Here is a 23,216-nt window from a genome sequence, read left to right as displayed (position 1 = left end):
GAGACAGAAGATGAACAGACATTCAGCCCCTGTGGCGAATCCGGAGTCCCGTTTCCTGCTGTCGCGCCGGGAGCTGTTGCGCAGGGCAGGCGTGCTCGGCCTGCTGGGCCTGCCGGCCGGCCGCGCGGCGCTGGCGCAGCAGGCCGGCGCGTCCGAACCCAGGCTGGACAAGCAGGTCCGCATCGTGGTGGCGTACGGCGCGGGCGGCGCGTCCGACAGCCTGGCCCGCTACGTGGGCGAGGCAATCGCCCTGCGCGGCGGCAAGCCGGCCATTGTGGAAAACCGGCCCGGCGCGGACGGCAACATCGCCGCCGAGTTCGTGGTGCGGGCGCCGTCGGGCGATGCCTACAACCTGCTGGTTTCGGGCTCGTCCACCCATGCGGCCAATGCCACCATTTACCGCAAGCTGGGCTACGACCCCGAAGCCGATTTCACGCCGCTGGCCACGCTGGCCACCACGCCCTACGCCATGCTCGTCAACCCCCGGCGCATTGCGCAGGACTCGATCGCGGGCTTTCTGGACTGGGCGAAGAAAAGCGGCCAGCCCCTGTCGTTCGCCAGCGCCAACGTGGGCGGGCGCATTGCCGGTGAGCGCTTCAAGCAGCTCAGCGGCATCAACGCCGTGAACGTGCCGTACAAGAGCAGCGCGCAGGCCATGACCGACCTGATCGGCGGGCAGTTCGACTACTACTTCTGCGATATGGTGACCGCGCTGCCCCAGGTGCGGGCCGGCGCCGTGCGGGCGCTTGCGCTGTCCAGCGCCCAGCGCGTCGCCACGCTGCCCGAGGTGCCCACCGTGGCCGAACTGGGCTATCCGGATTTCGACGTCAGCTCGTGGATCGCGATGTGGAGCGCCACGGCCACCACGCCGCCGCCCGTGTCGGCCGCGCTGTCGCGCTGGATCGGCGAAGCGCTGCAAGCGCCGGCCGGCCAGGAGTTTCTCGTGAAAAAGGGCCTGGTTCCCACGCCCGTGTCGCCCGACTATCTGCGCCGCCTGCAGGCGCGCGATACCCGGGAGTGGGGAAAGATCATCGTCGAAGCCGGCATGCGCCAGCCCTGAGCGGCGCGTTCAAGGGGGAGCGATCAGATGGCGGACTTTCATGGCGCTTTCGTTGTCGGCGTCGGCGCGCCAGTACAGCGCGAAACTGATCGGCGGCAGGGCCGGCAGGCGGGCCAGCGGATCCAGCACGCGCAGGTCGGGCGCCAGCATCTCCACGGTGCGGGCGGTGATGCCCAGGCCGGCGCGCAGCGCGGCGCGCACGCCGGCCAGCGTGGAGGTTTCGAAGGCAAGGTGCCAGGGGATGCGGGCGTCGGCCAGCGCCTGCACCATGCTGCTGCGGAACGGACAGGCCGCTTCCATCAGGATCAGCGGAACCGAGGCGCCCGCCTGGGGGTGGTAGCGGGCGCCGGCGATCCAGGCCACGGGCGAGGTGCGCAGCACCGTGTGCGCGAATTCGGGATGCGGGGCGATGTCCACCATGAGGTCGATGTCTCCCTTGCGCAGCGCCGAGGCCAGCCAGCGGCTGCGGCCCACCTGGATGTCGATGCTCAGCTTGGGGAAGTTCTCGGCGCAGATCTCGAGGTAGGCGGGCATCAGCGTGTCCACCGCGTCGGCGCACGAGCCGATCTTCACGGGCTGGGTGAACTCCTGCTGCGTGACGACGCGGTAGGCCTCGTCGTTGAGGCTGACCATGCGCCGGGCGTATTCCAGCAGCCGCATGCCTTCGGCCGTCAGCTTCTTGCGGCGGCCCACCCGCTCGAACAGCGTGCATTGCAGCACCGCTTCGAGTTTCTGCATCTGCTGCGACACCGCGGCCTGCGTGCGGTAGACCTTTTCGGCGGCGCTGGTGAAGTTCTCGCGCTCCGCCACGGCCACGAAGGTGCGCAGCAGGCCGATATCAAGATTGCGCATGCTCATCGCAGAACGATCCCCGGTTGCATGAGGTATCCCGTGTGCCCTTGTCGCCGTATTGTGCCGCGATTGTAGGCGGCTCTTTGGAATGAGGTTCGAGATGGAAGAAAAAGACAGCGTAGCGTGGGTGCGCGCCTCGCGGGTGGGGCCGGTGTTCCGGATCCACCTGAACCGGGGCGACGCCCGGAATCCCCTGGGCGCGGAAATGGTACAGGCGCTGGGCGAGGCCGTGGAGAGCGCGTCCGCGCTGGGAGGGGTGCGCGTCATCCTGTTCACGGCCGCGGGGCCGGCGTTCAGCGCGGGAGGCAACCTGGGCAACCTCGGCGACCGGCTCGCGGCGGCGGCCGGGCCGGACGGCAAGGATCCGATCGCGGCCGGCAACCGGCGCTACGGCGAGTTCCTGACCCGGTTGACCCAGGTGCCGCAGGTCACGGTGGCGTGCGTCCAGGGCGCGGCCATGGGCGGCGGCGCGGGGCTGGCGTGCGCGGTGGACATTTCCATCGGATCGCCCGAGGCCCGGTTCGGTTTTCCCGAGACGGCCATCGGGCTCGTGCCAGGCCAGATCCTGCCCTTCGTGGCCGCGCGGCTGGGGCTGCCCGCCGCCCGGCGGCTCATGCTCACGGGACGCCGCATCGATGCCGCCGAGGCCTGCCGCATCGGGCTGCTGGATCACGTGGCGGAATCGCACCAGGCCCTGCCGGCGCTCACGCGGCAGGTGCTGGAATCCATTCTGGCCACCGCGCCGCAGGCGTCGGCGCGCACCAAGCGCATGCTGGGGCAGTTGCCCATGGCGCCCCTGGAATCCAACGCCGCGCTGTGCGGCTACCTGGACGCGGCGTCCGAGCTGTTCGCGCAGCAGATGCGTACGGAAGCCCTGGAAGGAGTGAGCGCGGCCAGGGAAAAACGGCCCGCCCGCTGGAACGAGGCCGCGGAACTGTCGGCGCTGGATCTGGCATAGCGCCAGGGCGCCGCGAAAAAAGGAGACATCATGGCAGCATTGGACGGTTTGAAAGTCGTGGACATGTCGCGCGTGCTGGGCGGGCCGCTGTGCGCCCAGATCCTGGGCGACCATGGCGCGGACGTGATCAAGGTGGAAGGGCCGGCGGGCGACGAAACCCGCACCTGGGGGCCGCCCTTCAACGAGGCGGGCATGGCTTCGTACTTTGCCGGCATCAACCGCAACAAACGCACCGTGTGCGTCGACGTGTCCGATCCGCAGGGACGCGACGTGGTGATGCAACTGCTGGCCGACGCCGACGTGCTCATCGAGAACTTCAAGGTAGGCACGCTGGAGCGCTGGGGCATGGGCTACGAAGACACGCTGAGCCGGCGCTTTCCGCGCCTGATCCACTGCCGCGTCACCGGCTTCGGCGCCACCGGCCCGCTGGGCGGGCTGCCGGGTTACGACGCCGCGGTGCAGGCGCTCAGCGGACTCATGAGCATCAACGGCGACCCCGACGGCGTGCCCACGCGCATGGGCGTGCCCGTCGTGGACGTGACCACGGGGCTGAACGCCGTGATCGGCATCCTGATGGCGCTGCATGAGCGCGAGCGCAGCGGCAGGGGACAGTCGGTGGAATCGGCGCTGTACGACAGCGCCATCTTTTCCCTCTATCCGCATTCCATCAACACGTTGTTCACCGGACGGGCGCCGCTGCGTTCCGGCAACGGCCATCCCAATATCGCACCCTACGACACCTACGCCACCGCCACGGACCCCATCTACCTGGCGGTGGGCAACAACAACCAGTTCCAGCGCCTGTGCGAGGCCGTGGGCCACGCGCACCTGGCGCAGGACGAGCGCTATGCCACCAACGCCCAACGCGCCGTGCATCGCTTCGAACTCAAGCAGGACCTGCAGCGCGCCTTCGGCGGCTTCGATGCGCAGACGCTGTTCCGCAAGCTGGTGTCGGTGGGCGTGCCTTGCGGCGTGATCCAGAGCGTGGTCGAGGCGCTGGACCATCCTCACACGGCGCATCGCGGCATGGTGGCCGAGGTGGACGGCTTTCGCTCCGTGGCCTCGCCCATCAAGCTCAGCCGCACGCCGGCCAGCTATCGCCGGCCGCCGCAGGAGATCGGCCAGAGCACGCTGGAGGTGTTGAGCGAGGCGGGCCTGTCGGCGCAGCAGATCGAATGGCTGATGTCCAAGGGGGTGATCCGGCAGGCGGAGTCGAAGGACGCGGCCCGGGCGCCGGCATAGGCAGCGCCCGGACCGCGCGGCCTTGCTATCATGGCGGCAGCGCGTCCGCCCGGGGCGGCGGCTTGCCGGCCGGCGGCGCGCCGTCTTCCTGCGCGCGACGAGCCTTATGCCTACTTCCATCCCCGAAATTCTGGACGCCGCCGGGCGCGTTTCCATCGCCTATGGCGCGCACCGCGCGGAGTTCGCACCGGCGGCCGGCGGCCGCCTGACGCGGCTGGCGACGGGCGAGCATCAATGGATCGTTCCGGTAACCGAAACCCAATGGCCGGCGCCGCGCTGGCCGCGCGCCGGGTCGTATCCCCTGGTTCCGTATTCCAACCGCATCCGCGACGGGCGCTTCGTTTTCGAGGGCCGGGAACATGCGCTGCGGCCGCTGCCCGGCCGGCCGCACGCCATCCACGGCAGCGGCCTGTACCGCGCCTGGACGGTGCGCGCGCAGTCGCCGGAGTCGGTGGACCTGGTGCTGGCCTCGGAGGACGATCCGCTGGGCTGGCCGTGGCCGTTCGAGTGCGTGCAGCGCTACCGGCTGGGCGGACGCGGGCTGAGCCTGACGCTGCAGATGGCCAACCTGGGCGATACGCCCATGCCTTTCGGCTTCGGCATCCATCCGTATTTCACCGCGCGGCGCGTGACGCTGCATGCCCGGCGCCGGTGGCAGGCCGATGCCGAGGGCCTGGCCACGGGCAGCGAAACCACGCACGTGCGCGAGCTGCGCCAGTCCGCCGAAGGCTGCGACACCTATCTGTCGCAGTGGGGCGGCCAGGCCACGCTGCACTGGGACGACGGGCACGCGCTGACCCTGCACGCCGATGCGGCCTTCGAGCATCTGGTGGTGTACGCCGCGCCCGGCGCGGACTTTCTCTGCGTGGAGCCGGTCACCCAGGTGGCCGATGCCTTCAACCTGGCGGCGGCGGGCCAGGCGCGCACGGGCATGCGGGTGCTGGAGCCGGGCGAGCGCTACGGCGCGACCCTGTTGATGGCGCTGCAGCCGTCGCGGCGCGCCGCCTGAAGGCCGCGCTTGGAGCGGCGGGGCAGGGCGGGCGATAATCCGCGCCGGTACGTATCAACAGGTCGTAGGAGTCGTGACGTGAAAAAGCTCAGCACCGAACAATTGCAGGCCGCCGCGGAAATCCTGCGCCGGACTCAGGCGAGGCTGGCGCGCACGGGCAGCCTCGCGCTGGAGCCCGCGATATACGCCAGCGCCCAGGGGCTGCGCCGCGGCATGGGCCAGTACGTCTGGGCCTGGCTGTCCGGGCTGCTGGCGCCGCACAAGAGCCTGGCGGCCTGGATGGACGCGCACCAGCCGGGCTGGCGCGACGGCAAGACGCCGGCGGCGGCCGTGTACGCGCGCGCCGAGCGCGGGTGGTTCGACTGGCTCATCGCCGAGATCGAAGCCGAGATCGCCGACCCCCACGCGCGCGCCCGGCGCGAGGGCCGGGGCTGAGGTTCAGAACCCTTCCAGCACGATCTTGCCGCGCGCCTTGCCGCTTTCGAGGAAGGCGTGGGCGCGGCGCAGGTTGGCGGCGTTGATGGCGCCGTAGTGCTCGCCCAGCGTGGTGCGCAGCCGGCCGGCGTCGACCAGGCGCGCCGTCTGCTCCAGCAACCCGTGCTGGGCGATCATGTCGGGCGTGCCGTGCAACGGGCGGGCGAACATGAATTCCCAATGCAGCGAGGCGGCCTTGCTCTTGAGCAGGCGCACGTCGATGGCGCCGGGGTCGTCGATGAGCGCGATCCGGCCCTGGGGCGCGATGGCCTCGGCCATCTGGCCGAAGTGCTGGTCGGTCTGGGTCAGGCCGGCGATGAAGTCCACCTGGCCGAACCCGCCGCGCCGCAGCTCGGAGGCCAGCGGCCGGCTGTGGTCGATGACGTGATGGGCGCCCAGGTCCAGCACCCATTGGCGGGTTTGCGGGCGCGAGGCGGTGCCGATGACGGTGAGGCCCGTGAGCTGGCGCGCGAGCTGCACCAGGATGGAGCCCACGCCGCCGCCCGCGCCGACCGCCAGTAGGCTGCGCTGGCTGGGCGCCGCGTTGTCCAGCACGCGCAGGCGGTCGAACAGCAGCTCCCAGGCGGTAATGGTGGTGAGCGGCAGCGCGGCCGCCTGGGCATAGTCCAGGCTTTCGGGCATGCGGCCCACCAGGCGCTCGTCGACGACGTGCAGTTCGCTATTGGCGCCGGGGCGGTCCAGCGCGCCGGCATAGTACACGCGGTCGCCCGGCTTGAAGAGGCCGGCGCGCGCGCCCACGGCGCGCACCACGCCGGCCGCGTCCCAGCCCAGCACTTCGGGTCGGCCGTCCCGGGGGCGGCGGTTGGCGCGGACTTTCACGTCCACGGGGTTGACCGAGATGGCGCGCACTTCGACGAGCAGGTCGCGTTCGCCGGGCACGGGGTCGGGCAGGGTGACGTCCTGCAGCGACTCGGGATCGGCGGCGGGCAGGTTGCGATAATAGGCGATGGCTTTCATGGGCTCGGATGCATGAGGGTTCAGGCGATCGAACGCACCACGCCGCCGTCCACGCGCAGCGCGGCGCCGTTGGTGGCGGAGGCCTGCGCGGAGCAGGCGTAGACCACCATGTTGGCGACTTCCTCCACGGTGGCCAGGCGGCGCAGCAGCGAACTGGGCCGGTGCCGGGCGATGAAGTCGCTTTCCATCTGCGCCTGCGGCACGTTCTGCTCCCTGGCCATTTCGGCGAAGAACCCGGCCACGCCTTCGGAGCGCGTGGGGCCGGGCAGCACGGCGTTGACCGTGACGCCGGTGCCGGCGGTGAGTTCGGCCAGCCCGCGCGAGACGCCCAGCAGCGCGGTCTTGCTCACGCCGTAGTGGATCATCTCGGCCGGGATCTGCAGGGCCGATTCGCTGGAGATGAAGACAATGCGCCCCCAGTTGGCCGCCATCATGCGGGGCAGGTAGTGGCGCGACAGCCGCACGCCGCTCATCACATTCACGTCCAGCATGTATTGCCAATCGTCGTCGGTGATCTCGGTGAAGGACTTGGGCGCGAAGTAGCCCGCGTTGTTGACCAGGATGTCCACGTCGGGATGGGCGGCGCAGAGGGCGGCGGCGCCGTCGGCGGTGGCGAGATCCGATTGCACGGTGCCGAGGCGCGCGCCGGGATGGCGGCTGGCGACGGCGGCCCGCGCGGCGGCGAGCTTGTCGGCGTTGCGGCCATGCAGCACTACCTCGGCGCCCGCCTCGGCCAGGCCCTGCGCGATGGCCAGGCCGATGCCGCCCGACGAACCGGTCACCAGCGCCTTCTTGCCGTTGAGTTCGATTTTCATGCGAGGACTCCTGAAAGAGAAAAGGGAAAACGGGTATGGCCGCATGATTGCCCATGTCCGGCAGCGGAAAAACCCGCTAGCATCGCAGTCAGTTTCAACGGATTTTTGAAAATAGATCCATGGTCCGTTTCGACGACCTGCGCATTTTCGTGGCGGCGGCCGACCTGGGCGGCTTCTCGGCCGCGGCCCGCGAACTCGACGTGACGCCGGCGGTGGCCAGCGCCGCGCTCAAGCGGCTGGAGGCGGCGGTGGACGCGCGGCTCTTCGTGCGTTCCACGCGCAGCATCCGGCTTACCGCGGACGGCGAGCGCTACCTGGAGCACGCGCGCGCCGCGCTCGCGGCGCTGGAGGCGGGCCGCAACGCGCTGGCCCGGGACAAGACCGCGGTGGGCGGCACGCTGTCGGTTTCGGTGCCGTCGGACCTGGGCCGCAACGTGCTGCTGCCGTGGCTGGACGAATTCCAGGCGCGCCATCCGCGCGTGCATTTCCAGGTGCGCATCAGCGACCGCCTGGCCGACCTCTACCGGCAGCCGGTGGACCTGGCGGTGCGCTACGGCACGCCCGACGATTCCAGCCTGGTGGCGCTGCCGGTGGCCGAGCACAACCGCCGCGTGGTGTGCGCCTCGCCCGCCTACCTGCAGCGCCACGGCGTGCCGCGCACGCCCGCCGACCTGCGGCGGCACAACTGCCTGTCCTTCGTGCTGGGCGAAACCCTGCACGACCGCTGGCGCTTCGAGCGCGACGGCGCGCCGCTGACCGTGCCCGTGCAGGGCGACCGGGCGGGCGACGACGGCGAGCTGGTGCGCCGCTGGGCGCTGGCCGGCCGGGGCGTGGCCTACAAGTCGCGTTTCGACGTGCTGGCCGACCTGCGCGCCGGCCGTCTGGTGCCGCTGCTGCCCGGCTACGGCACCGAGCCTTCGCCGGTCTACCTGCTGTGCGTGCACCGCATGCTGCTGTCTCCGGCCGTCAAGCGGCTGCGCGATTATCTGCGCGAGCGTTTCCAGGCTTTCGACGCGGAAGACGGCGCGGGCGTCTGACTCAGTGGTGCGCGTGCGCCGCGGCGGCGCGGTTCGCGGCCCGCGTGCGGGCGGCTTTCTTGGCCGCCGCCGAGCGTCCGGCCGCGCCCTTGGTGCGGGCCGCCTTGCGCGCCGCGGCCGAACGGTCGGCCGCCGTGCGCTTGGCGGCGGCGCGGCTGGCCTGGCGCGACAGCGCGCCGCGCGAAACGGGTGCGCCGCTTTCCTTCTTCAGCGCCTTGGTGGTGGCTTGGGAACGGGTGGAAGACTTGGCGTGTCCATCGCGGCTGGCGCGCTTGTCCTGTTCGGCCTTGCGGCGCGTGGCGGAGCTGGCGCTCTTGGAGGCGGGCACGTCCACGCCGGCGCGCCGCGCTTTCGAGAGCCCGATGGCGATGGCCTGCTTGGTGGATTTGACACCGTGCTTGCCGGCGCGCACGCGGTCGATCTCCTCGCGCACGAATTCCCCCGCCTGGGTGGACGCCGATTTTCCTTGCTTCTTGTCGCGCGCGGCTCGCTCCAGGGTCTTGCGTTCAGGCATGACGATCTCCTTGGCTTGCTTGCGGTTGCGAGAACGGATCGCCGCGGCGTCACGCCGCGACGGAACTCGTAACACCACCATAGCGCCGCGCGCGTATGCTGTGTGTACGAATGGATTGCCGGTCGTAAGCGTCAGCACCCGGCGGGCCGTTCCCGGTTTTTCCTCACCACAACGGAGACGAGCGATGACGAATCACGTGTACAAGCAGATCGAGCTGGTGGGCTCTTCCACGACGTCCACCGATGACGCGATTGCCCGGGCCATCGCGCGCGCTTCGGAAACCCTGCGCAACCTGGACTGGTTCGAAGTCACGGAAGTGCGCGGCCACATCAAGGACGGCAAGGTCGCGCACTGGCAGGTGGGCCTGAAGATCGGCATGCGCCTCGAAGGAAACGAATAGCGCGCGCCGCGCGCGGGCGCCGCTCATTTTTTGAGCGGAGCCCGCAAGTGCCTGACGGGAAAGGAAAATTTCCGCTTGTTAGCGCACTGTTCAGAGCCTTGTCCACATGCGCTGTGGATGAGCGGCGCGCGCCCGACGCCGGCCGGCACGGCGGATCTTCCGTGGTCCGCGGGCGCTCCATTGCTGCGCCTTTCTTGCCCGCGCGCCGCAAGTCATTGGCATGCAAGGATATTTCCGACCTGCCCGCATGCTGTCCTCAGCCTTATCCACATTTGCCGGGGACAACCGGCCGGCCGGGAACGGCGCGTGCTCCTTTCTTGACCAGCGCCCGCAGTGCCTTGATCGGCAAGGGAATTTTCATGCTGCCCTCAGACTGTCCTCATGCTTGTCCACAAAAGACGGGGACAAGGCGGGCGCATCGGCGCATTCCAGGCTCTGCGGCCGGCCGTCCGTGGATAAGTCCGGGCGGATCCGGGCCGTTGCGCACCCGGGCGCCCGGGTGCGCAGTTTTTGACCGGGTTCCGCAAGTGCCTGGCGGCATTGGGTTTTTTCCAGCTTCCCCAAGGCTGTCCTCATGCTTCTCCACAGCGGGCGGGGATAAGCGCGGGCGCGGCGAGCTGGATATGGGCGGCCCGATCAATGCCGCCGGCATGTCGCGCGCGCGGACGCTTCGTGGCTGCGATGAGCAAGGCAATACCTATATCGGCCACGACAAACAGAATAAGAGCGTGCTTTATGGCGTGCTGAAGGCCGGCCTGACGCCGGCCACGCTGGCGACCGCGGGCGTGGGGCTATCAACAGCACGATCCGCGCGGGCAATCGTCTTCCGGGTTGCCACCGTTCTGCAGCGACGGCAAGCAGACCGATTTTCGCGCTTCCGGCAACCTGCAGCGCCCCGGCCCTGCCGGGGCAAGGGGCTGGGAGGCGCCGGCGGACGGGGGCGCGCCTGGCCGGCCGCGCCTCGCCGGCCGCGCCTCGCCAGCTTCGCGGCGTCAGTCGTTGAACTTCCTGATCCAGGCCACATAGCGGTCCACCCAGCCCTGCAGGAACTTGCGCGTGCCTTCGTTGGTGATGTTGTACTGGTCATCCACCAGCCCTTCGCCGAACTGGATGAAGACTTCGGGGGTGCTCAGCACGCTGACGCCTTCGGCGGCAAGAATGTTGCGCAGGTGTTGCTGCATCATGGCGGTGCCGGCCGCGCTGGGCGAGGCGCCGAGGATGCCGGCGGCCTTGCCCGCCCACGAGTTCTGGCCCCACGGGCGCGTGCCCCAGTCGATGGCGTTCTTGAGCGCGGCGGGCAGGGAGCGGTTGTGCTCGGGAGACACGAAAAGGATGCCTTGCGCGTCGGCGATCAGTTGCTTGAGCTTGACCACGGGCGGGGGCGGGTTGTTTTCGTTGTCCTGGTTGTAAAGGGGCAGGTCGCCCAGGCTCGCGTATTCCAGCTTGAAGTCGGCGGGCATCAGCTTTTCGAGCGCGCGGGCCAGACGCAGATTGATCGAGGCGGCGCGCAGGCTGCCGACGAAGACGGCGATCTTGTAGGTGCTCATGAGGCGAATGCTCCTTGAGGCAGGGAAGGGAGAAACAGTGTAGACCCCGGAACGGGACGGCTCAATGACGGCGCCGGCGCCGCGCGCGCCTGCCTGCGCCCGGCCGGCGTGCACCATGATGGCGCGCAATCTAGGGGTAATCACCGATATGGTGTGCGGCGCGGTGCGCGGGCCCGGCGGCGCATCCGTTCGCCGCGCGCGCCGGCCCGGCGCAGCGCTGGCATGCCGTTTGCTTTGAAGAGAGGGCGGCCAACCCGCTTCCGGCCGCTTCGTTGCAGGAGTTCCCTCATGTCCCACGTTGCCGCCACCGCCCCGGTCACCATGCTGGTCACCCGTCACATCGCGCCTGAACGCTACGGAGATTTTCTTTCGTGGATGCGGCAGGGCGAGATCCTCGCGGCGGGCTTTCCGGGCTTCCTGGGTTCCGGGGTGCTGCAGCCGCCCGAGGGCGGCGACCAGTACGAAATCGTGTTGCGCTTCAATGACGAGGCCAGCCTCGCGCGTTGGGAAAAGTCGCTGCCCCGGCGCATGTGGCTGGAGCGCGGAGCCCAGCTCGTGCGGGCCAGCCGCGAACGCCGCGTGAGCGGCATGGACAGCTGGTTCGGCGCGCGGCAGAGCGCCCCGCCGCGCTGGAAGCAGGCCGTGAGCATCTGGCTGGCCTACTTCCCGATGCTGCTGCTGTTCACGGTGCTGGCCAGCGATCACTTGAGCGCGCTGCCGGTGTTCTGGCGGGTGCTGCTCACCACGCTGGTCCTCACGCCCATCCTGTCTTTCATCTGCATTCCGCTGGTCACGCGCGCGCTGCACCGCTGGCTGCGGCCGGAATGAGCCGCGCCGGGGCGCTCCGCCGGGGGCGCCTCCGGCTGGCTCATGCCGCCCGCGCCCGGCGCGCGGAATAGAGCCGGTGCAGGGTGATCTTGCGCACGGCCTCCTGGCTTTCGCGGATGTGGGCCTCGAGCAGGCGCGCGGCCTGTTCGGCTTCGCCCGCCATCACGGCGCGCAGGATGGCGCCGTGTTCTTCGTAGGTCTTGTCGATGCGTTCGGGCTGGGTGAAGTCCAGCCGGCGCACGATGCGGATGCGCTCGGTGGCGGCGCGATGCACGCGGGCGATCTCGGGATTGCCCGCCGCGGCCACCAGCCCGATGTGAAAGCGTTCATCGAGGTCGGCCAGCCATTCCGCATTGGCGGAGCGGTCGCCTGGGTCCACCAGCCAGATGTCGGCCAGCGGCGCCAGGGCCCGCCGCGGGTCCGGGGCCGCGGCGCCGGCCGCACCGGACACCGGACCGGACACCGGACCGGACGCGCACAGGATGCGCACGGCCGCGGCTTCCAGCACGCAGCGCAACTGGTAGAAATGATCCAGCGTGTCGAAATCCAGCGGTCTGACCAGCCACCCGTTGCGCTGGCGGACTTCCAGATAGCCCTCGCGCTCCAGCCGGAACAGCGCCTCGCGCACCGGCGTGCGGCTGACCTGCAGGCGTTCGGCGATTTCGGTTTCGGTGAAGCGGTCGCCGGGGGCGAGGCGGAAATCCAGGATGTCGCGCTTGAGCGCGCCGTATGCGGCGTCGGCCAGCGTGCGCGGGGTGTCGATAACGGCGAAGGCGGTAGTCATGTCGATGCCTCGGTAATCGTCGGTTCGGAATAGGGGCAGGGTTCGTCAGGCGGGGCGCGCGCGGGCAACGCCCGCCTGTTCGAGCCGGCGCGCGGCCAGCAGGCAGTCGGCTTCGCGCCACGGGGCGGCGATGAGCTGCACGCCTATCGGAAGATGGGCCTGCAGGCCCGTTCCGGGCCACACCGGGGCGGCGCAGACGGGCAGGCCCACGCAGGAAATCGGCTGCGTGAGCAGGCCCATGCCCGCGCGCGCGGGCAGCCGGCCGCCTGCCAGCTCCAGCCATTGCGCGCCCAGGGGCGTGGCCGGCACCGGGGTGGCCGGCGCGAGCAGCACGTCGTAGCGCCGGAACAGCGCACGCGCCTCCTGGCTGGCGCGATGGCGCACGCGCTGGGCCTGCTGCACCCAGTCGGCAGGCACCAGGCTGCCGGCCACCAGCCGGTCGCGGGAATGCGGCTCGTAGTAGTCATAGTGCGTGATCAGCCGGCGCCGGTGCAGGGCGCCGCCCTGCGCGGCGGTAATGACGAAAGCCGCCGCGCGGGCCTGGGCGGCGGCGGCGAATTCCACGCTGTCCGACGAGCCCAGCGCCTCGGCCGCCAGCCGCACCGCGCGCCGGGCTTGCTCGCCCGCCCAGTGGTCGAAGTAGCCTTCCAGCACGGCCACACGCAGGGGGCGGTCCGCGTCGGTCACGTCGGGCAGCGCGGGGTCCGCGGCGCGCGGCGCGCAGGCCGGATCGCGATCATCGGGGCCCTGCAGCGCATCGTAGGCCGCGGCCAGGTCGGCCGCGCTGGCGGCAAAAGGGCCGAGATGATCGAGGTCGCCCACGAAAGGGAAACTGCCGGTGCGCGGCAGGCGCCCGAAAGTGGGCTTCAGGCCGAACACGCCGCACAGCGAGGCGGGCACGCGGATGGATCCGTTGGTGTCCGAGCCCAGCGTCAGCGGAACCAGGCCGCCGGCCACCGCGGCCGCGCTGCCGCCCGACGAGCCGCCCGCGATGCGGCCGGGATCGTGCGGATTGCGGCAGGCGCCGTAGTGCGTGTTCTCGGTGGTGAAGCCGTAAGCATGCTCATCCATGTTGAGCGCACCCACCAGCACCGCGCCGGCCGCGCGCATGCGCCGCACCAGCACGGCGTCTTGGGCGGCCGGCGGGTTGGCGGCGTTGACCTTGCCGCCGGCCAGCGTGGTCACGTCGGCGATGTCGAACAGATTCTTGACGGCGTAGGGCACGCCGGCCAGCGGCGGCAGCGGCGCGCCGCCGGCGCGCAGCGCGTCGATGGCGGCCGCTTCCTGCCGGGCGCGTTGCTCCGTGATTTCGGTAAAGCAGTTGTAGCGCGGGTCGCGCTCGCGGATGCGGGCCAGCGTGGCGTCCAGCACCGCAACGGCGCTGCGTTCGCCGCTGCGCACCTGGCGGGCGATATCGAGGGCGGGGCCGGTCACGGGCGGAACACCGACGCCGATTCCAGCTCCACGGGCAGCGCCTCGTCCACGAAGACCGAGGCGATGTCGTGGATGCGCGCGAATTGCAGCGCCACTTCCGCTTCGGCGGAGTCGCGCAGCGCGTAGCCGGCGAGGGCCAGCGCGGTGCGCACATACTGGTCGATGGTTTCCTGGGTCATGCCGGGCTCCCTGGATGTTCAAAGGTCTTTGCGGTCTATTTGCGGACTTCGCGCTGGAAGATCTCCAGGCTCAGCTTCTTCATGCGGACGAAGCCGGGTTCGGACAGCGTTTCCACCGTGCGCGGCCGCGCGTCGGCGTAGTCCAGGATCTCCGCCACCCGAGTCGGGCGCTTGGTGAGCAGCAGGATCTGGTCGGCCAGGTACACGGCCTCTTCGAGGTCGTGCGAAACCAGCAGCATGGTCGTGCCGGTCTGCATGAACACTTCCTGCAGCTTTTCGCGGATGAAAAGGGTCATCTCGAAATCGAGCGCGGAGAAGGGCTCATCGAGGAACAGCACCTCGGGTCCGGGCGCCAGCGCGCGCATGATGGAGGCGGTCTGCTGCTGTCCGCCCGACAGCTCGTACGGATAGCGTCTGAGATCGAACTTGACGTCGAACGAGGCCACCAGCTCCTGCACGCGCGCGTCCACCTCGGCCTTGCTTCGCCCCTCCAGGCGCAGCGGGTAGGCAATGTTGTCGATGGTGCGCAGCCACGGAAAAAGCGCCTCGCGGTAGTTCTGAAACACGTAGCCGATCTTGGTCTGCGCCAGCGATTTGCCGTCGAACAGGATCTCGCCCGCGTCGATGGGGACGAGCCCCGCGATCATGTTGATGAGCGTGGACTTGCCGCAGCCGTTGGGGCCGAACACCGAGACGATCTTGCCCTTGGGTATGTCCAGGTCGAAGTTCTCGTACAGCGGCCAGCCCGCGAAATGCTTGGTCAGGCCGCGGATGGTGATGTGGGTGCCCAGCGGGCCCGGCCGGAACGGCGCGGCGGCGGGCGCGGGCGCGATGACGGGGTTGAGGACGGTGGACATGTCAGCGGCCGCTCCAGTGGACCACGCGCTTTTCGAGCACGAGAAAGAGAATGTTGAGTACGTAGCCCAGCGCGCCGGCCGCCAGGATGGAGGCGTACATGTCGCGCACGTTGAGCACCTGCTGGGCGTTGATGATGCGGTTGCCCAGCCCCGTGTCAGAACCGATGAACATCTCGGCCACGATCACGATCACCAGCGCCATGGAGACGCCGCTGCGCAGGCCCACGAAGGTCGGCTGCAGGCTTTCCCAGATCAGCACGTCCTTGAAGATCTGCCAGCGCGACGCGCCCATGACGCGCGCGGCCATCACGCGCTGCTTGCGGGCGTTGATGACGCCATAGGCGCTGTTGAACAGGATCACCAGCACCGCGGCGAAGGCGGCGATGGCGATCTTGTTCATGTCGGTCACGCCGAAGATCATCAGGAAGAGCGGTATCAGCGCGGAAGAGGGCGTGGAGCGGAAGAAATCCACCAGGAACTCCACGCTGCGGTAGGCCTTCTCGTTGCTGCCCAGCACCACGCCCAGCGGCACGCCGATCACGGCGGCGATCACGAAAGCCTGCAGGGTCCGGTTGACCGACGCCAGGAAGTCCCACAGCAGCGGGCCGCCCGCCATGCCGCGGGCCAGCGCGGCGAGCGTGGCGGCGGGCGTGGGCAGCAGCACCGGGCTCACGAGCTGCAGCCGCAGCGTCAGGTCCCAGACCACGAAGAGGGCCAGCGGGCCGGCCAGCGGCAGCCAGCGGCCGGCATTGAACCGGCGCGGCGGTTTGGCGATGCCTGCGTTCATCGGTCAGCCCTTGTAGAGCATGGAGGAAACGTCGACCTTGCCGGCAAAGACGCCCTTGTCGGCGAAGAGGTCGAAGAACTTCTGGAAGTACCGCACGTCCGATTCGGTGAACTCGCTGTAAAGCGTGTAGGCGGCCAGCGGCACCTCCTCGGTCATGGGGCCTTCGATGGCGGTGTAGCCCTTGAGGAACGGGCGCGCCTCGTGCGGCTTGTTGCGCACCAGTTCGATGCCGCGCGCGTAGGCGGCGATGAATTTCCGGCTTTCTTCGGGATGCTTCTTCAGGAAGGCCGTGGTGAGCGAGGCCGAGCCGCCGAACCACGGCGCCATCGGGTCGCCCAGCACGTATTTCGCGATCACGCCCGCCTCCAGCACGCGCGTGGCGCCGTTCAGGCGGCCCACCGTGCCCGTGGGTTCGAGCGTGTAGCATGCGTCCAGCTGGCCGGCGGCGACCGCGGCCACGTGCTGGCTGATCGCCAGCTCGACCACGGTCGCCCCGGTTGCGCCGGCGCGCTCCAGCACTGCTTTGGCCAGCGTGGAATTCTGGATGCCGGGACCAGAACCGACCTTTTTCCCCTTGAGGTCTGCGATGGATCGGATGGGGCTGTCCTTGGCGACGATGAACTCGTCCAGCACGTACTTGGCGTTGCTGGGGTTGGACGCGAAGATCTTGAACAGCCCGGGAGACGCGATTTCGCCGATGGCCAGGTTGGCCGAGCCGGTGCCGTTGGCGCTGCCGTCCGCGCGCCCGGACAGCATGGCTTCCATGACCTGCTGGGCGCCGGCGAATTTCAGCGGTTCGACGTTGAGGCCGGCCTCCTTGAAGTAGCCCTTTTCGATGGCCGCGTAAAAGGGCAGGCCGGCGGCCACGGGCCAGAAGCCGATGCGGATGGCGGGGCCGGCCTGCGCCCGCGCCAGCGCCGGGGCGGCCAGTGTCGCCGCGCCCAGGGCGGCGCCCTGGATCAGCTTGCGGCGGGTGGCGTTGAAGGCGAAGGGCGCGTTGCGGTGAATCATGGAAAGCTCCTGGTCGGCGGTGTCGAAGAGTCTTGTGGACAAGCTTGCATACCAGCCTCTTCAAGCAAGACCCGTGCCAACCCCATGCACGGCCGGGCCCCAGCCCCGGCCCGCGGGCCCAGCCTCAGCGTGGTGCCGCCGGCGACCCAAAACAGTGCGCGGCGCACCGCCGGAGGGGACGCGACCCCGGGGCCTGGCGCGGCCGGCCCCGCGCGCCGGGCGGACGGGTTAGGATGCAGAAATCGCCGGGGCAGTGCCCCCGGAAACCGGCGTCCGCCGTTTCGGGGCGGGCGCCCGCGCGATGGTGTGAAGCAATGAATACGCGTTTTGTCGAAGCATTCCTGTGGTCGGCCAGGCTGGGCAGTTTCCGCGCCGCCAGCGACCGGCTGCACATCACCCAGGCGGCGGTGGCCAACCGCATCGCCTCGCTCGAAGAGGACATCGGCGCGCGCCTGTTCGAGCGCGATGCCAAGGAACTGCGGCTCACCGCGGTCGGCACGCGCCTGCTGGACTACGGCGAGCGCCTGCTGGAGCTGCGGCAGCAGATCCTGTCGCTGGGCAGGCGTGGCGACGAGGTGTTCGGGCTGGTGCGCATCGGCGCCATCGAGACGGTGGTGCACACCTGGCTGATCGGCTTTCTCACGAACCTGCGCTCCACCTACCCGGGCATCGAGGTCCAGCTCACCTCGGAAACCACGCGCGCCCTGCATCGCGGGCTGCGCGAAGGCACGCTGGACATCGCCCTGCAGACCGACCATCTCAGCGGCGCAGGCATCATCAGCACGCCGTGCCTGCCCATGGAAATGGGCTGGGTGGGCCCGGCGGGCGACGAGGCTTTCCTGCCCGTGAGGCAACTGCTCGCCGAGCCCGTGCTGACCATGAGCCCGGGCTCGCAGCCGCACGAGGCCCTGAAGGCGCTGTTTCGCGAGGCGGGCATCCCGCTGGGCAAGGTGCATTGCGTGAGTTCGATCTCGGCGCTGGCGCGCCTGGTGCGCGGCGGTTTCGGCCGCGCCCTGGTGCCGCTGCCGCCCATCTACGAATACGTGGCGCGCGGCGAGGTGCAGGTCATACGCAGCGACGTGATCGTGCCGCCGCAACTGCTGGTGGTCAGCTATCTGGAGGGCGCGGGGTCGGACGCGATCCGGCTGGTGGCGGAAATGGCGTGCCGGGCCTCGGATCAGTTCACCTCGTCGGTGCGGGAGCCGGATTTCGGTTCCGCGCAATAGTGTTATCCCCTAGATGGCTTTCAGTAATTCTGTTGCCGCGGACAAAAAATAACTCGTTTGTCCGAAGCGCGCCCCGGATCGAAGATGAGGTCTTTCGTCAACGCAGGACCGCCACTTCATTCCATGAGCCATACCGTCAATTCCCCGTCCTCGCCGCCGCGACCGCAAGGCATGCTGTTCGTGGCCTGCGACCTGGACCCGGCCGCCGACGAGCGCGATTTCAACCGCTGGTACGACCGCGAGCACGTCGAAGAGCGCGTGCGCATTCCGGGCTTCCTGTCCGGCGCCCGCTATTTCTCGCTGGAAGGCGGCCGCAAATACCTCGGCCTGTACCTGACCCGGTCGCTGGACGCCTTCACTTCCGACGCCTACCGCGCCGCGTTCCAGCGCCAGACGCCGTGGTCGGTGGCCAACCTGGACCGCATGCGCGATCCCATGCGACGCGTCTGCGCCGTGACGGCGCAAACCGGCATGGGCAGCGGCAGCCATCTCGCGGTGCTGCCGCTGGCCGCTTCCGACGACGCGCTGCAGGCGCAGGCCCAGGCGCTGGGCGCGGCCCTGGCGGAGATCGACGGTTTCGTCCATGCGTATCTGCTGACGCCCGACGCGTCCCTGAGCACGCCGCTGCCGCGCGAGTCGCCGGAGAACCGCAGGCTCGATCCGATTTTCGTCATCGAGGCCGGCACCGAGGCCGCCGCGCGGGCGCTGCGCGCCCGGGCGCGCGAGACGCTGGGCGCGCGCGCCGCCGACGCGTGGCTGATGGCGCTGGGCTGGAAGCTCAACGCGGCCGACCTGCGCTGACGCCGGCGCCGCCGGGCGCCCCTCCGGCCGCGCCCGGCCACATATTCAACCAGGGGAACAGCATGACAGAAAACGCATTGCGCGGCCCGGCGTCCGTCCGGGCCGGGGTTGCGCACGGCCAGGGCAAGATGAAGCGCCTGGCGATGGCCAGCTCGGTCGGCACCACGCTGGAGTGGTACGACTTCACCATCTACAACCTGATGGCGGCGCTGGTGTTCAACGCGATCTTCTTCCCGTCCTTCGATCCGCTGACGGGCACCATACTGGCTTTCTCGACCTATGCCGTGGGCTATGTGTCGCGGCCGCTGGGCGGCTTCGTCTTCGGCCACCTGGGCGACCGCCTGGGCCGCAAGTTCGTGCTGGTGACCACGCTGGTCATCATGGGCGCCTCGACCGGGCTGATGGGCATGCTGCCCACTTACGCCACGTGGGGCGTGTGGGCGCCCATTGCGCTGGTGGCGCTGCGTTTCGTGCAGGGCGTGGCGCTGGGCGGGGAATGGGCCGGCGCGGTGCTGCTGTCCATGGAGCACGGCAAGCCGGACCAGCGCGGCCGCAACGCCTCCTTCACCCAGATCGGGCCGTCCTGCGGCACGCTGATCGGCACGGGCTTCATCGCCGCGGTGTCGGCGTGGCTGGCGCCGGAGGAGTTCCAGGCCTGGGGCTGGCGGGTGCCGTTCATCGCCAGCGTCGCGCTGGTGAGCTTCGGGCTCTGGCTGCGCCGCGGCGTGGAGGAAACGCCGGTGTTCCGCGAAATGGAGCAGAAGCGCGAAACCGCCAGGACGCCCATCAAGGAAGTGCTCGGCGCGTACTGGCGGCAGCTGCTCATTGCCGGCGGCTCGCGCATCGGCTCGGACGTGCTGTACGCGCTGGTGGTGGTGTTCTCGCTGACCTACGTGACCAGTGTGCTGCACCTGTCGCGTCCCATGGCGCTGGGCGCGACCATGCTGGGCTCGGCCCTGAACGCGGTCGCGGTGCCGCTGTTCGGGCATCTCTCCGACAAAGTGGGCCGACGCCCGGTGTACCTCGCCGGCGCGGTGCTGGGCATGGCGTGGGCCTTCGTGTTCTTCGTGCTGATGGACCAGGCCCATCCCGTGGCCATCTGCGCCGCGGTGGCGGGCGGGCTGCTGGTGCACGCCATGATGTACGGCCCGCAGGCGGCCTTCGTCGCCGAGCAGTTCCCGGGCCGGGTGCGCTATGCCGGCGCGTCGCTGGCCTACACGCTGGCGGGCATCCTGGGCGGCGGCTTCGCGCCGCTGATCATCGCCAGCGTGTTCAAGTCCTGGCAGTCGACGCTGGCCATTTCGGTCTATGTGACGCTGGCGCTGGTCGTCACGGCGGTGGCCGTGCTGGCCGCGCGGGAAACGGGCAAGTCGCCCCTGCAGCGCTGAACGCGGCGCGCGCTTCCTGAAAACGCCGGTCCGGGCCGTCCCGCGCCGGCGTTTTCGCGCGCGGCCGCAGCCGGTATTGTTCGGAAAAATGTCAGCTACCTGACGGTCTTCTGAATGGCAAACAAAAATTGTTTACACTCGCATCCACAAGATTCGAGTCAGGGCGCGCCGTCGCGGGGCGGCGCGCCCGCCATACGGGAGAAAGTCCATGCGCAAGTTGCTGTTGGGGGCCGCGCTCGCGGCGGCGGTGTTCGGGGGAGCGGCGCACGCCGCCGCGGAGCCGAAGGCGGTGGTCGCCAATTACGCCGACCTGGCGCTGGCCGGCTATGAAGATTCGCTGGCCTCGGCCCGCAAGCTGCAGGCCGCCATCGACGCGCTGGTGGCCAAGCCCGGCGCCGACACGCTGAAGGCCGCCCGCGAGGCGTGGCTGCAGGCGCGCGTGCCCTACCAGCAGACCGAAGCCTACCGCTTCGGCAACCCCATCGTGGACGACTGGGAGGGCCGCGTGAATGCCTGGCCGCTGGACGAGGGCCTGATCGACTACGTGGACGCCTCCTACGGCACCGAAAACGACGAAAACGCCTATTACGCGGTCAACGTCATCGCCAACGCCAAGATCTCGGTGGGCGGCAAGACCGTGGACGCCAGCAAGATCACGCCCCAGCTGCTGTCCGAAGTGTTGCACGAGGCCGACGGCAACGAGGCCAACGTGGCCACCGGCTACCACGCCATCGAATTCCTGCTGTGGGGCCAGGATCTGAATGGCACCGGCCCGGCGCCGGCCGGCCGCAAGGGCACGCCCCAGGAGCGGCATTCCGGCAACCGTCCCCATACCGACTTCGATCCCGCCAACTGCACGGGCGGCAATTGCGAACGCCGCGTGGAGTTCCTGAAGGCCGTCACCCAGCTGCTCGTGGACGACCTGGCCGAAATGGCGGCCAACTGGAAACCGGACGGCGCCGCGCGCAAGGCGGTGCAGGAAGATCCCAAGGCCGGGCTGGCGGCCATGCTGACCGGCCTGGGCAGCCTCTCGTACGGCGAGCTGGCGGGCGAGCGCATGAAGCTGGGCCTGATGCTGCACGATCCCGAAGAAGAGCACGACTGCTTCTCCGACAACACGCACAACTCGCACTACTACAACCAGATCGGCATTCGCAACGTGTACCTGGGCAAGTATGCGCGCGTGGACGGCAAGACCGTCTCCGGCCCCAGCCTGTCCGACCTGGTCAAGGCCCGGGATCCCAAGCTCGACGCCGAGGTGCGCGCCAAGCTCGACGCCACCGTGGCCGCCATGCAGGCCATCCGCGACCGCGCCGACAAGGTCGAAACCTACGACCAGATGATCGCGCAGGGCAACAAGGAGGGCAACGCGGTGGTGCAGGCCGCCATCGACCGCCTCGTCGACCAGACCCGCAGCCTGGAGCGCGTGATCACGCTGCTGGATCTGGGCAAGGTTGCCATCGAAGGGTCCGACAGCCTCGACAATCCGGACGCGGTTTTCAAGTGAAGCTCGCAGTCGCCGTCATGCTGGCGGCGTCGGCCCACGCCGCCGCCGCCCAGCCCGTGCGCGACGACCTGAATCCCCGGGATCTCGGGCGCGTGCGGGCCGTCACCGCGCCCACGCGCGATTTCTCGCAGCCCGAGAAGTTCGAGGTCATGCAGGCCGGCGCGGCCACGACCAACAAGCTGCTCAACGCGGACATCTTTTCCCATCCCTCGGCCAATCTGGATTTCGAGGGCCGCCAGCAGTTCCAGGTGGGCAACGGGCTGTTTCGCAAGGATTGGGTGTCGGCGCCGTCCTCCACGCAGGCGTCCGACGGGCTGGGGCCGCTGTTCAACGCGCGTTCCTGCCAAGGCTGCCACACCAAGGACGGGCGCGGCTCGGTGCCTGGCTTCGATCCGCTGGAGCGCGCCGATACGGTGGCCCTGCTGCTGCGCCTGGCGGTGCCCGGAGGCCCCGACCGCGGCCGGGCGGAACTCGCGCCCGGCGAGATCGCCGCGCTGCCCGAACCCGTGTACGGCGTGCAGCTGCAGAACTTCGCCGTGGCCGGACTGCCCGCCGAGGGCCGCATGGAAATCGAATACGAGCCGGTCCCCGTGGCGCTGAACGGGGGCGAGACCGCGACCCTCATGAAACCCGTCTACCGCATCGAGAACCTGGGCTACGGGCCGATGCGGGCCGACACGCAGCTCTCTCCCCGGCTGGCGCCGCCCATGATCGGGCTGGGCCTGCTCGAAGCCATCCACGAGGCCGACATCCTGGCCAACGTGGGCGCGGACAAGCGCGACGGCATCGTGGGCAAGCCGAACTGGGTCGTCGACGCGCGCACCGGCAAGCGCGTGCTGGGCCGCTTCAACCTCAAGGCGGGCCAGCCTTCCGTGGAACAGCAGAGCGCATCGGCTTTTTCCAACGACATGGGCCTGTCCACGCCGCTCTTTCCGCGGCACTCCGGCGAATGCACCGCCGCGCAGGCGGCCTGTCTGGACATGCCCCACGGCGCGCAGCCGCACCTGGGCGAGCACGAGGTGCCGGCGCGCCTGATGGATTTCGTTTCCTTCTACTCCAGCAACCTGGCCGTGCCGGCCCGCCGCGACGCCGGCGATCCGCGCGTGCTGGCGGGCAAGAAGCTGTTCTATGAAGCCAATTGCGTCGCCTGCCATGTGCCCAAGTACGTCACGAGCCGCAACGCGCGCCAGCCCGAGCACCGTTTCCAGCTCATCTGGCCCTATACCGACATGCTGCTGCACGACATGGGCGACGGGTTGGCCGACGGGGTATCCGACGGGCAGGCCACGGGCCGGGACTGGCGCACGCCGCCGTTGTGGGGCATAGGCCTGACCCGCAGCGTGAACCCCACCGCCACCTGGCTGCACGACGGACGCGCCCGCACGCTGCTGGAGGCCGTGCTGTGGCATGGCGGCGAGGCGCAGGCCGCGCGCGACCGCGTGGTGGCCATGACGCCCGAAGAGCGCGCCGACCTGATCCGCTTCCTGGAGTCGCTCTGAATGCAGCCTTTTTTTTCGCCGCCGCCATG

24 protein-coding genes are annotated in these 23,216 nt (G+C 69.6%); 13 read left to right on the top strand and 11 right to left on the bottom strand.

Features of this window, described 5'->3' with window-relative positions; genetic code table 11:
• Positions 1-10: 10 nt before the first annotated feature.
• Complete coding sequence (locus NGJ44_RS17620; RefSeq protein ID WP_251864754.1) at positions 11-1,060, top strand: Bug family tripartite tricarboxylate transporter substrate binding protein; 1,050 nt, start codon at positions 11-13, stop codon at positions 1,058-1,060.
• A gap of 9 nt (positions 1,061-1,069) precedes the next feature.
• Here the strand turns inward: NGJ44_RS17620 and NGJ44_RS17615 are convergent, their stop codons facing one another.
• Positions 1,070-1,912, bottom strand: coding sequence for a LysR substrate-binding domain-containing protein (locus tag NGJ44_RS17615; protein ID WP_053246589.1), 843 nt, complete (start codon positions 1,910-1,912; stop codon positions 1,070-1,072).
• A gap of 88 nt (positions 1,913-2,000) precedes the next feature.
• On the opposite strand from NGJ44_RS17615, the gene NGJ44_RS17610 reads away from it, so the two are divergent.
• From NGJ44_RS17610 to NGJ44_RS17595, 4 genes are all read left to right on the top strand, one after another.
• The gene (locus NGJ44_RS17610) at positions 2,001-2,870 is read left to right on the top strand and encodes an enoyl-CoA hydratase/isomerase family protein (protein ID WP_251864752.1); all 870 of its coding nucleotides are present in this window, start codon (positions 2,001-2,003) and stop codon (positions 2,868-2,870) included.
• A gap of 30 nt (positions 2,871-2,900) precedes the next feature.
• Complete coding sequence (locus NGJ44_RS17605) at positions 2,901-4,112, top strand: CaiB/BaiF CoA transferase family protein (RefSeq protein WP_251864750.1); 1,212 nt, start codon at positions 2,901-2,903, stop codon at positions 4,110-4,112.
• Between the two features lie 106 nt (positions 4,113-4,218).
• A complete protein-coding gene (locus NGJ44_RS17600; RefSeq protein ID WP_251864748.1) occupies positions 4,219-5,121 on the top strand; it encodes an aldose 1-epimerase in 903 nt (300 codons plus the stop codon).
• 78 nt (positions 5,122-5,199) lie between these two features.
• Positions 5,200-5,556: a hypothetical protein gene (locus NGJ44_RS17595; protein WP_251864746.1), complete on the top strand. Its 357-nt coding sequence runs from the start codon at positions 5,200-5,202 to the stop codon at positions 5,554-5,556.
• Between the two features lie 3 nt (positions 5,557-5,559).
• Here the strand turns inward: NGJ44_RS17595 and NGJ44_RS17590 are convergent, their stop codons facing one another.
• The gene (locus NGJ44_RS17590; RefSeq protein ID WP_251864744.1) at positions 5,560-6,573 is read right to left on the bottom strand and encodes a zinc-binding alcohol dehydrogenase family protein; all 1,014 of its coding nucleotides are present in this window, start codon (positions 6,571-6,573) and stop codon (positions 5,560-5,562) included.
• A 20-nt stretch (positions 6,574-6,593) separates the two neighbouring features.
• Positions 6,594-7,388: an SDR family NAD(P)-dependent oxidoreductase gene (locus NGJ44_RS17585; RefSeq protein WP_251864742.1), complete on the bottom strand. Its 795-nt coding sequence runs from the start codon at positions 7,386-7,388 to the stop codon at positions 6,594-6,596.
• Positions 7,389-7,507: 119 nt separating this feature from the next.
• On the opposite strand from NGJ44_RS17585, the gene NGJ44_RS17580 reads away from it, so the two are divergent.
• Positions 7,508-8,425, top strand: coding sequence for a LysR family transcriptional regulator (locus NGJ44_RS17580; RefSeq protein ID WP_251864741.1), 918 nt, complete (start codon positions 7,508-7,510; stop codon positions 8,423-8,425).
• Between the two features lies 1 nt (position 8,426).
• Here the strand turns inward: NGJ44_RS17580 and NGJ44_RS17575 are convergent, their stop codons facing one another.
• Positions 8,427-8,939, bottom strand: coding sequence for a DUF6496 domain-containing protein (locus NGJ44_RS17575; RefSeq protein WP_251864740.1), 513 nt, complete (start codon positions 8,937-8,939; stop codon positions 8,427-8,429).
• A 184-nt stretch (positions 8,940-9,123) separates the two neighbouring features.
• On the opposite strand from NGJ44_RS17575, the gene NGJ44_RS17570 reads away from it, so the two are divergent.
• Positions 9,124-9,339 (top strand): dodecin, encoded by a 216-nt coding sequence (locus tag NGJ44_RS17570; RefSeq protein WP_053246768.1) that lies wholly within the window; start codon positions 9,124-9,126, stop codon positions 9,337-9,339.
• A gap of 992 nt (positions 9,340-10,331) precedes the next feature.
• Here NGJ44_RS17570 and NGJ44_RS17565 read toward each other — a convergent pair.
• The gene (locus NGJ44_RS17565) at positions 10,332-10,886 is read right to left on the bottom strand and encodes an NADPH-dependent FMN reductase (RefSeq protein ID WP_053246769.1); all 555 of its coding nucleotides are present in this window, start codon (positions 10,884-10,886) and stop codon (positions 10,332-10,334) included.
• 288 nt (positions 10,887-11,174) lie between these two features.
• Between NGJ44_RS17565 and NGJ44_RS17560 the strand changes: the two genes are divergently transcribed.
• Entirely contained in the window at positions 11,175-11,714 is a 540-nt protein-coding gene (locus NGJ44_RS17560; protein WP_251864739.1) for an antibiotic biosynthesis monooxygenase, read from the top strand.
• Between the two features lie 40 nt (positions 11,715-11,754).
• Here the strand turns inward: NGJ44_RS17560 and NGJ44_RS17555 are convergent, their stop codons facing one another.
• From NGJ44_RS17555 to NGJ44_RS17530, 6 genes are read right to left on the bottom strand one after another with little or no spacing between them, the layout of a single operon-like run.
• Positions 11,755-12,498 (bottom strand): GntR family transcriptional regulator, encoded by a 744-nt coding sequence (locus tag NGJ44_RS17555; RefSeq protein ID WP_251864738.1) that lies wholly within the window; start codon positions 12,496-12,498, stop codon positions 11,755-11,757.
• A gap of 45 nt (positions 12,499-12,543) precedes the next feature.
• Positions 12,544-13,932, bottom strand: coding sequence for an AtzE family amidohydrolase (locus tag NGJ44_RS17550; protein WP_251864737.1), 1,389 nt, complete (start codon positions 13,930-13,932; stop codon positions 12,544-12,546).
• Positions 13,929-14,111, bottom strand: a complete 183-nt coding sequence (locus NGJ44_RS17545; RefSeq protein WP_251864736.1) for a DUF4089 domain-containing protein — start codon at positions 14,109-14,111, stop codon at positions 13,929-13,931. Before NGJ44_RS17545 ends, NGJ44_RS17550 begins: the two co-directional genes overlap by 4 nt.
• Before the next feature lie 35 nt (positions 14,112-14,146).
• Positions 14,147-14,968 (bottom strand): ABC transporter ATP-binding protein, encoded by an 822-nt coding sequence (locus tag NGJ44_RS17540; protein WP_251864735.1) that lies wholly within the window; start codon positions 14,966-14,968, stop codon positions 14,147-14,149.
• Between the two features lies 1 nt (position 14,969).
• Positions 14,970-15,755, bottom strand: a complete 786-nt coding sequence (locus NGJ44_RS17535; RefSeq protein ID WP_251864734.1) for an ABC transporter permease — start codon at positions 15,753-15,755, stop codon at positions 14,970-14,972.
• Positions 15,756-15,758: 3 nt separating this feature from the next.
• Positions 15,759-16,766, bottom strand: a complete 1,008-nt coding sequence (locus NGJ44_RS17530) for an ABC transporter substrate-binding protein (protein WP_251864793.1) — start codon at positions 16,764-16,766, stop codon at positions 15,759-15,761.
• A 314-nt stretch (positions 16,767-17,080) separates the two neighbouring features.
• Here NGJ44_RS17530 and NGJ44_RS17525 point away from each other — a divergent pair, with 314 nt between their 5' ends.
• From NGJ44_RS17525 to NGJ44_RS17505, 5 genes are all read left to right on the top strand, one after another.
• Positions 17,081-17,992 (top strand): LysR family transcriptional regulator, encoded by a 912-nt coding sequence (locus NGJ44_RS17525; protein WP_053246819.1) that lies wholly within the window; start codon positions 17,081-17,083, stop codon positions 17,990-17,992.
• Positions 17,993-18,115: 123 nt separating this feature from the next.
• Complete coding sequence (locus NGJ44_RS17520) at positions 18,116-18,793, top strand: DUF4286 family protein (RefSeq protein ID WP_251864733.1); 678 nt, start codon at positions 18,116-18,118, stop codon at positions 18,791-18,793.
• Positions 18,794-18,855: 62 nt separating this feature from the next.
• Positions 18,856-20,181 (top strand): MFS transporter, encoded by a 1,326-nt coding sequence (locus tag NGJ44_RS17515; RefSeq protein WP_053246821.1) that lies wholly within the window; start codon positions 18,856-18,858, stop codon positions 20,179-20,181.
• Between the two features lie 208 nt (positions 20,182-20,389).
• A complete protein-coding gene (locus tag NGJ44_RS17510; protein ID WP_251864732.1) occupies positions 20,390-21,688 on the top strand; it encodes an imelysin family protein in 1,299 nt (432 codons plus the stop codon).
• The gene (locus NGJ44_RS17505) at positions 21,685-23,187 is read left to right on the top strand and encodes a di-heme oxidoreductase family protein (protein ID WP_251864731.1); all 1,503 of its coding nucleotides are present in this window, start codon (positions 21,685-21,687) and stop codon (positions 23,185-23,187) included. Before NGJ44_RS17510 ends, NGJ44_RS17505 begins: the two co-directional genes overlap by 4 nt.
• Positions 23,188-23,216 lie beyond the last annotated feature (29 nt).

The organism is Achromobacter sp. Marseille-Q4962 (assembly GCF_943737005.1).
In the GTDB taxonomy this organism is placed as follows: domain Bacteria; phylum Pseudomonadota; class Gammaproteobacteria; order Burkholderiales; family Burkholderiaceae_B; genus Achromobacter.
The sequence above is the reverse complement of the archived record's forward strand: the minus strand, read 5'-3'. Positions and strand labels throughout refer to the sequence as shown.

Bases quoted from the DNA above. Each gene is read 5' to 3' on its own strand.
- NGJ44_RS17620 (WP_251864754.1), top strand. From the start codon at position 11: ATGAACAGACATTCAGCCCCTGTGGCGAATCCGGAGTCCCGTTTCCTG.
- NGJ44_RS17615 (WP_053246589.1), bottom strand. From the start codon at position 1,912: ATGCGCAATCTTGATATCGGCCTGCTGCGCACCTTCGTGGCCGTGGCG.
- NGJ44_RS17610 (WP_251864752.1), top strand. From the start codon at position 2,001: ATGAGGTTCGAGATGGAAGAAAAAGACAGCGTAGCGTGGGTGCGCGCC.
- NGJ44_RS17605 (WP_251864750.1), top strand. From the start codon at position 2,901: ATGGCAGCATTGGACGGTTTGAAAGTCGTGGACATGTCGCGCGTGCTG.
- NGJ44_RS17600 (WP_251864748.1), top strand. From the start codon at position 4,219: ATGCCTACTTCCATCCCCGAAATTCTGGACGCCGCCGGGCGCGTTTCC.
- NGJ44_RS17590 (WP_251864744.1), bottom strand. From the start codon at position 6,573: ATGAAAGCCATCGCCTATTATCGCAACCTGCCCGCCGCCGATCCCGAG.
- NGJ44_RS17585 (WP_251864742.1), bottom strand. From the start codon at position 7,388: ATGAAAATCGAACTCAACGGCAAGAAGGCGCTGGTGACCGGTTCGTCG.
- NGJ44_RS17580 (WP_251864741.1), top strand. From the start codon at position 7,508: ATGGTCCGTTTCGACGACCTGCGCATTTTCGTGGCGGCGGCCGACCTG.
- NGJ44_RS17575 (WP_251864740.1), bottom strand. From the start codon at position 8,939: ATGCCTGAACGCAAGACCCTGGAGCGAGCCGCGCGCGACAAGAAGCAA.
- NGJ44_RS17570 (WP_053246768.1), top strand. From the start codon at position 9,124: ATGACGAATCACGTGTACAAGCAGATCGAGCTGGTGGGCTCTTCCACG.
- NGJ44_RS17565 (WP_053246769.1), bottom strand. From the start codon at position 10,886: ATGAGCACCTACAAGATCGCCGTCTTCGTCGGCAGCCTGCGCGCCGCC.
- NGJ44_RS17560 (WP_251864739.1), top strand. From the start codon at position 11,175: ATGTCCCACGTTGCCGCCACCGCCCCGGTCACCATGCTGGTCACCCGT.
- NGJ44_RS17555 (WP_251864738.1), bottom strand. From the start codon at position 12,498: ATGACTACCGCCTTCGCCGTTATCGACACCCCGCGCACGCTGGCCGAC.
- NGJ44_RS17545 (WP_251864736.1), bottom strand. From the start codon at position 14,111: ATGACCCAGGAAACCATCGACCAGTATGTGCGCACCGCGCTGGCCCTC.
- NGJ44_RS17540 (WP_251864735.1), bottom strand. From the start codon at position 14,968: ATGTCCACCGTCCTCAACCCCGTCATCGCGCCCGCGCCCGCCGCCGCG.
- NGJ44_RS17535 (WP_251864734.1), bottom strand. From the start codon at position 15,755: ATGAACGCAGGCATCGCCAAACCGCCGCGCCGGTTCAATGCCGGCCGC.
- NGJ44_RS17530 (WP_251864793.1), bottom strand. From the start codon at position 16,766: ATGATTCACCGCAACGCGCCCTTCGCCTTCAACGCCACCCGCCGCAAG.
- NGJ44_RS17525 (WP_053246819.1), top strand. From the start codon at position 17,081: ATGAATACGCGTTTTGTCGAAGCATTCCTGTGGTCGGCCAGGCTGGGC.
- NGJ44_RS17520 (WP_251864733.1), top strand. From the start codon at position 18,116: ATGAGCCATACCGTCAATTCCCCGTCCTCGCCGCCGCGACCGCAAGGC.
- NGJ44_RS17515 (WP_053246821.1), top strand. From the start codon at position 18,856: ATGACAGAAAACGCATTGCGCGGCCCGGCGTCCGTCCGGGCCGGGGTT.
- NGJ44_RS17510 (WP_251864732.1), top strand. From the start codon at position 20,390: ATGCGCAAGTTGCTGTTGGGGGCCGCGCTCGCGGCGGCGGTGTTCGGG.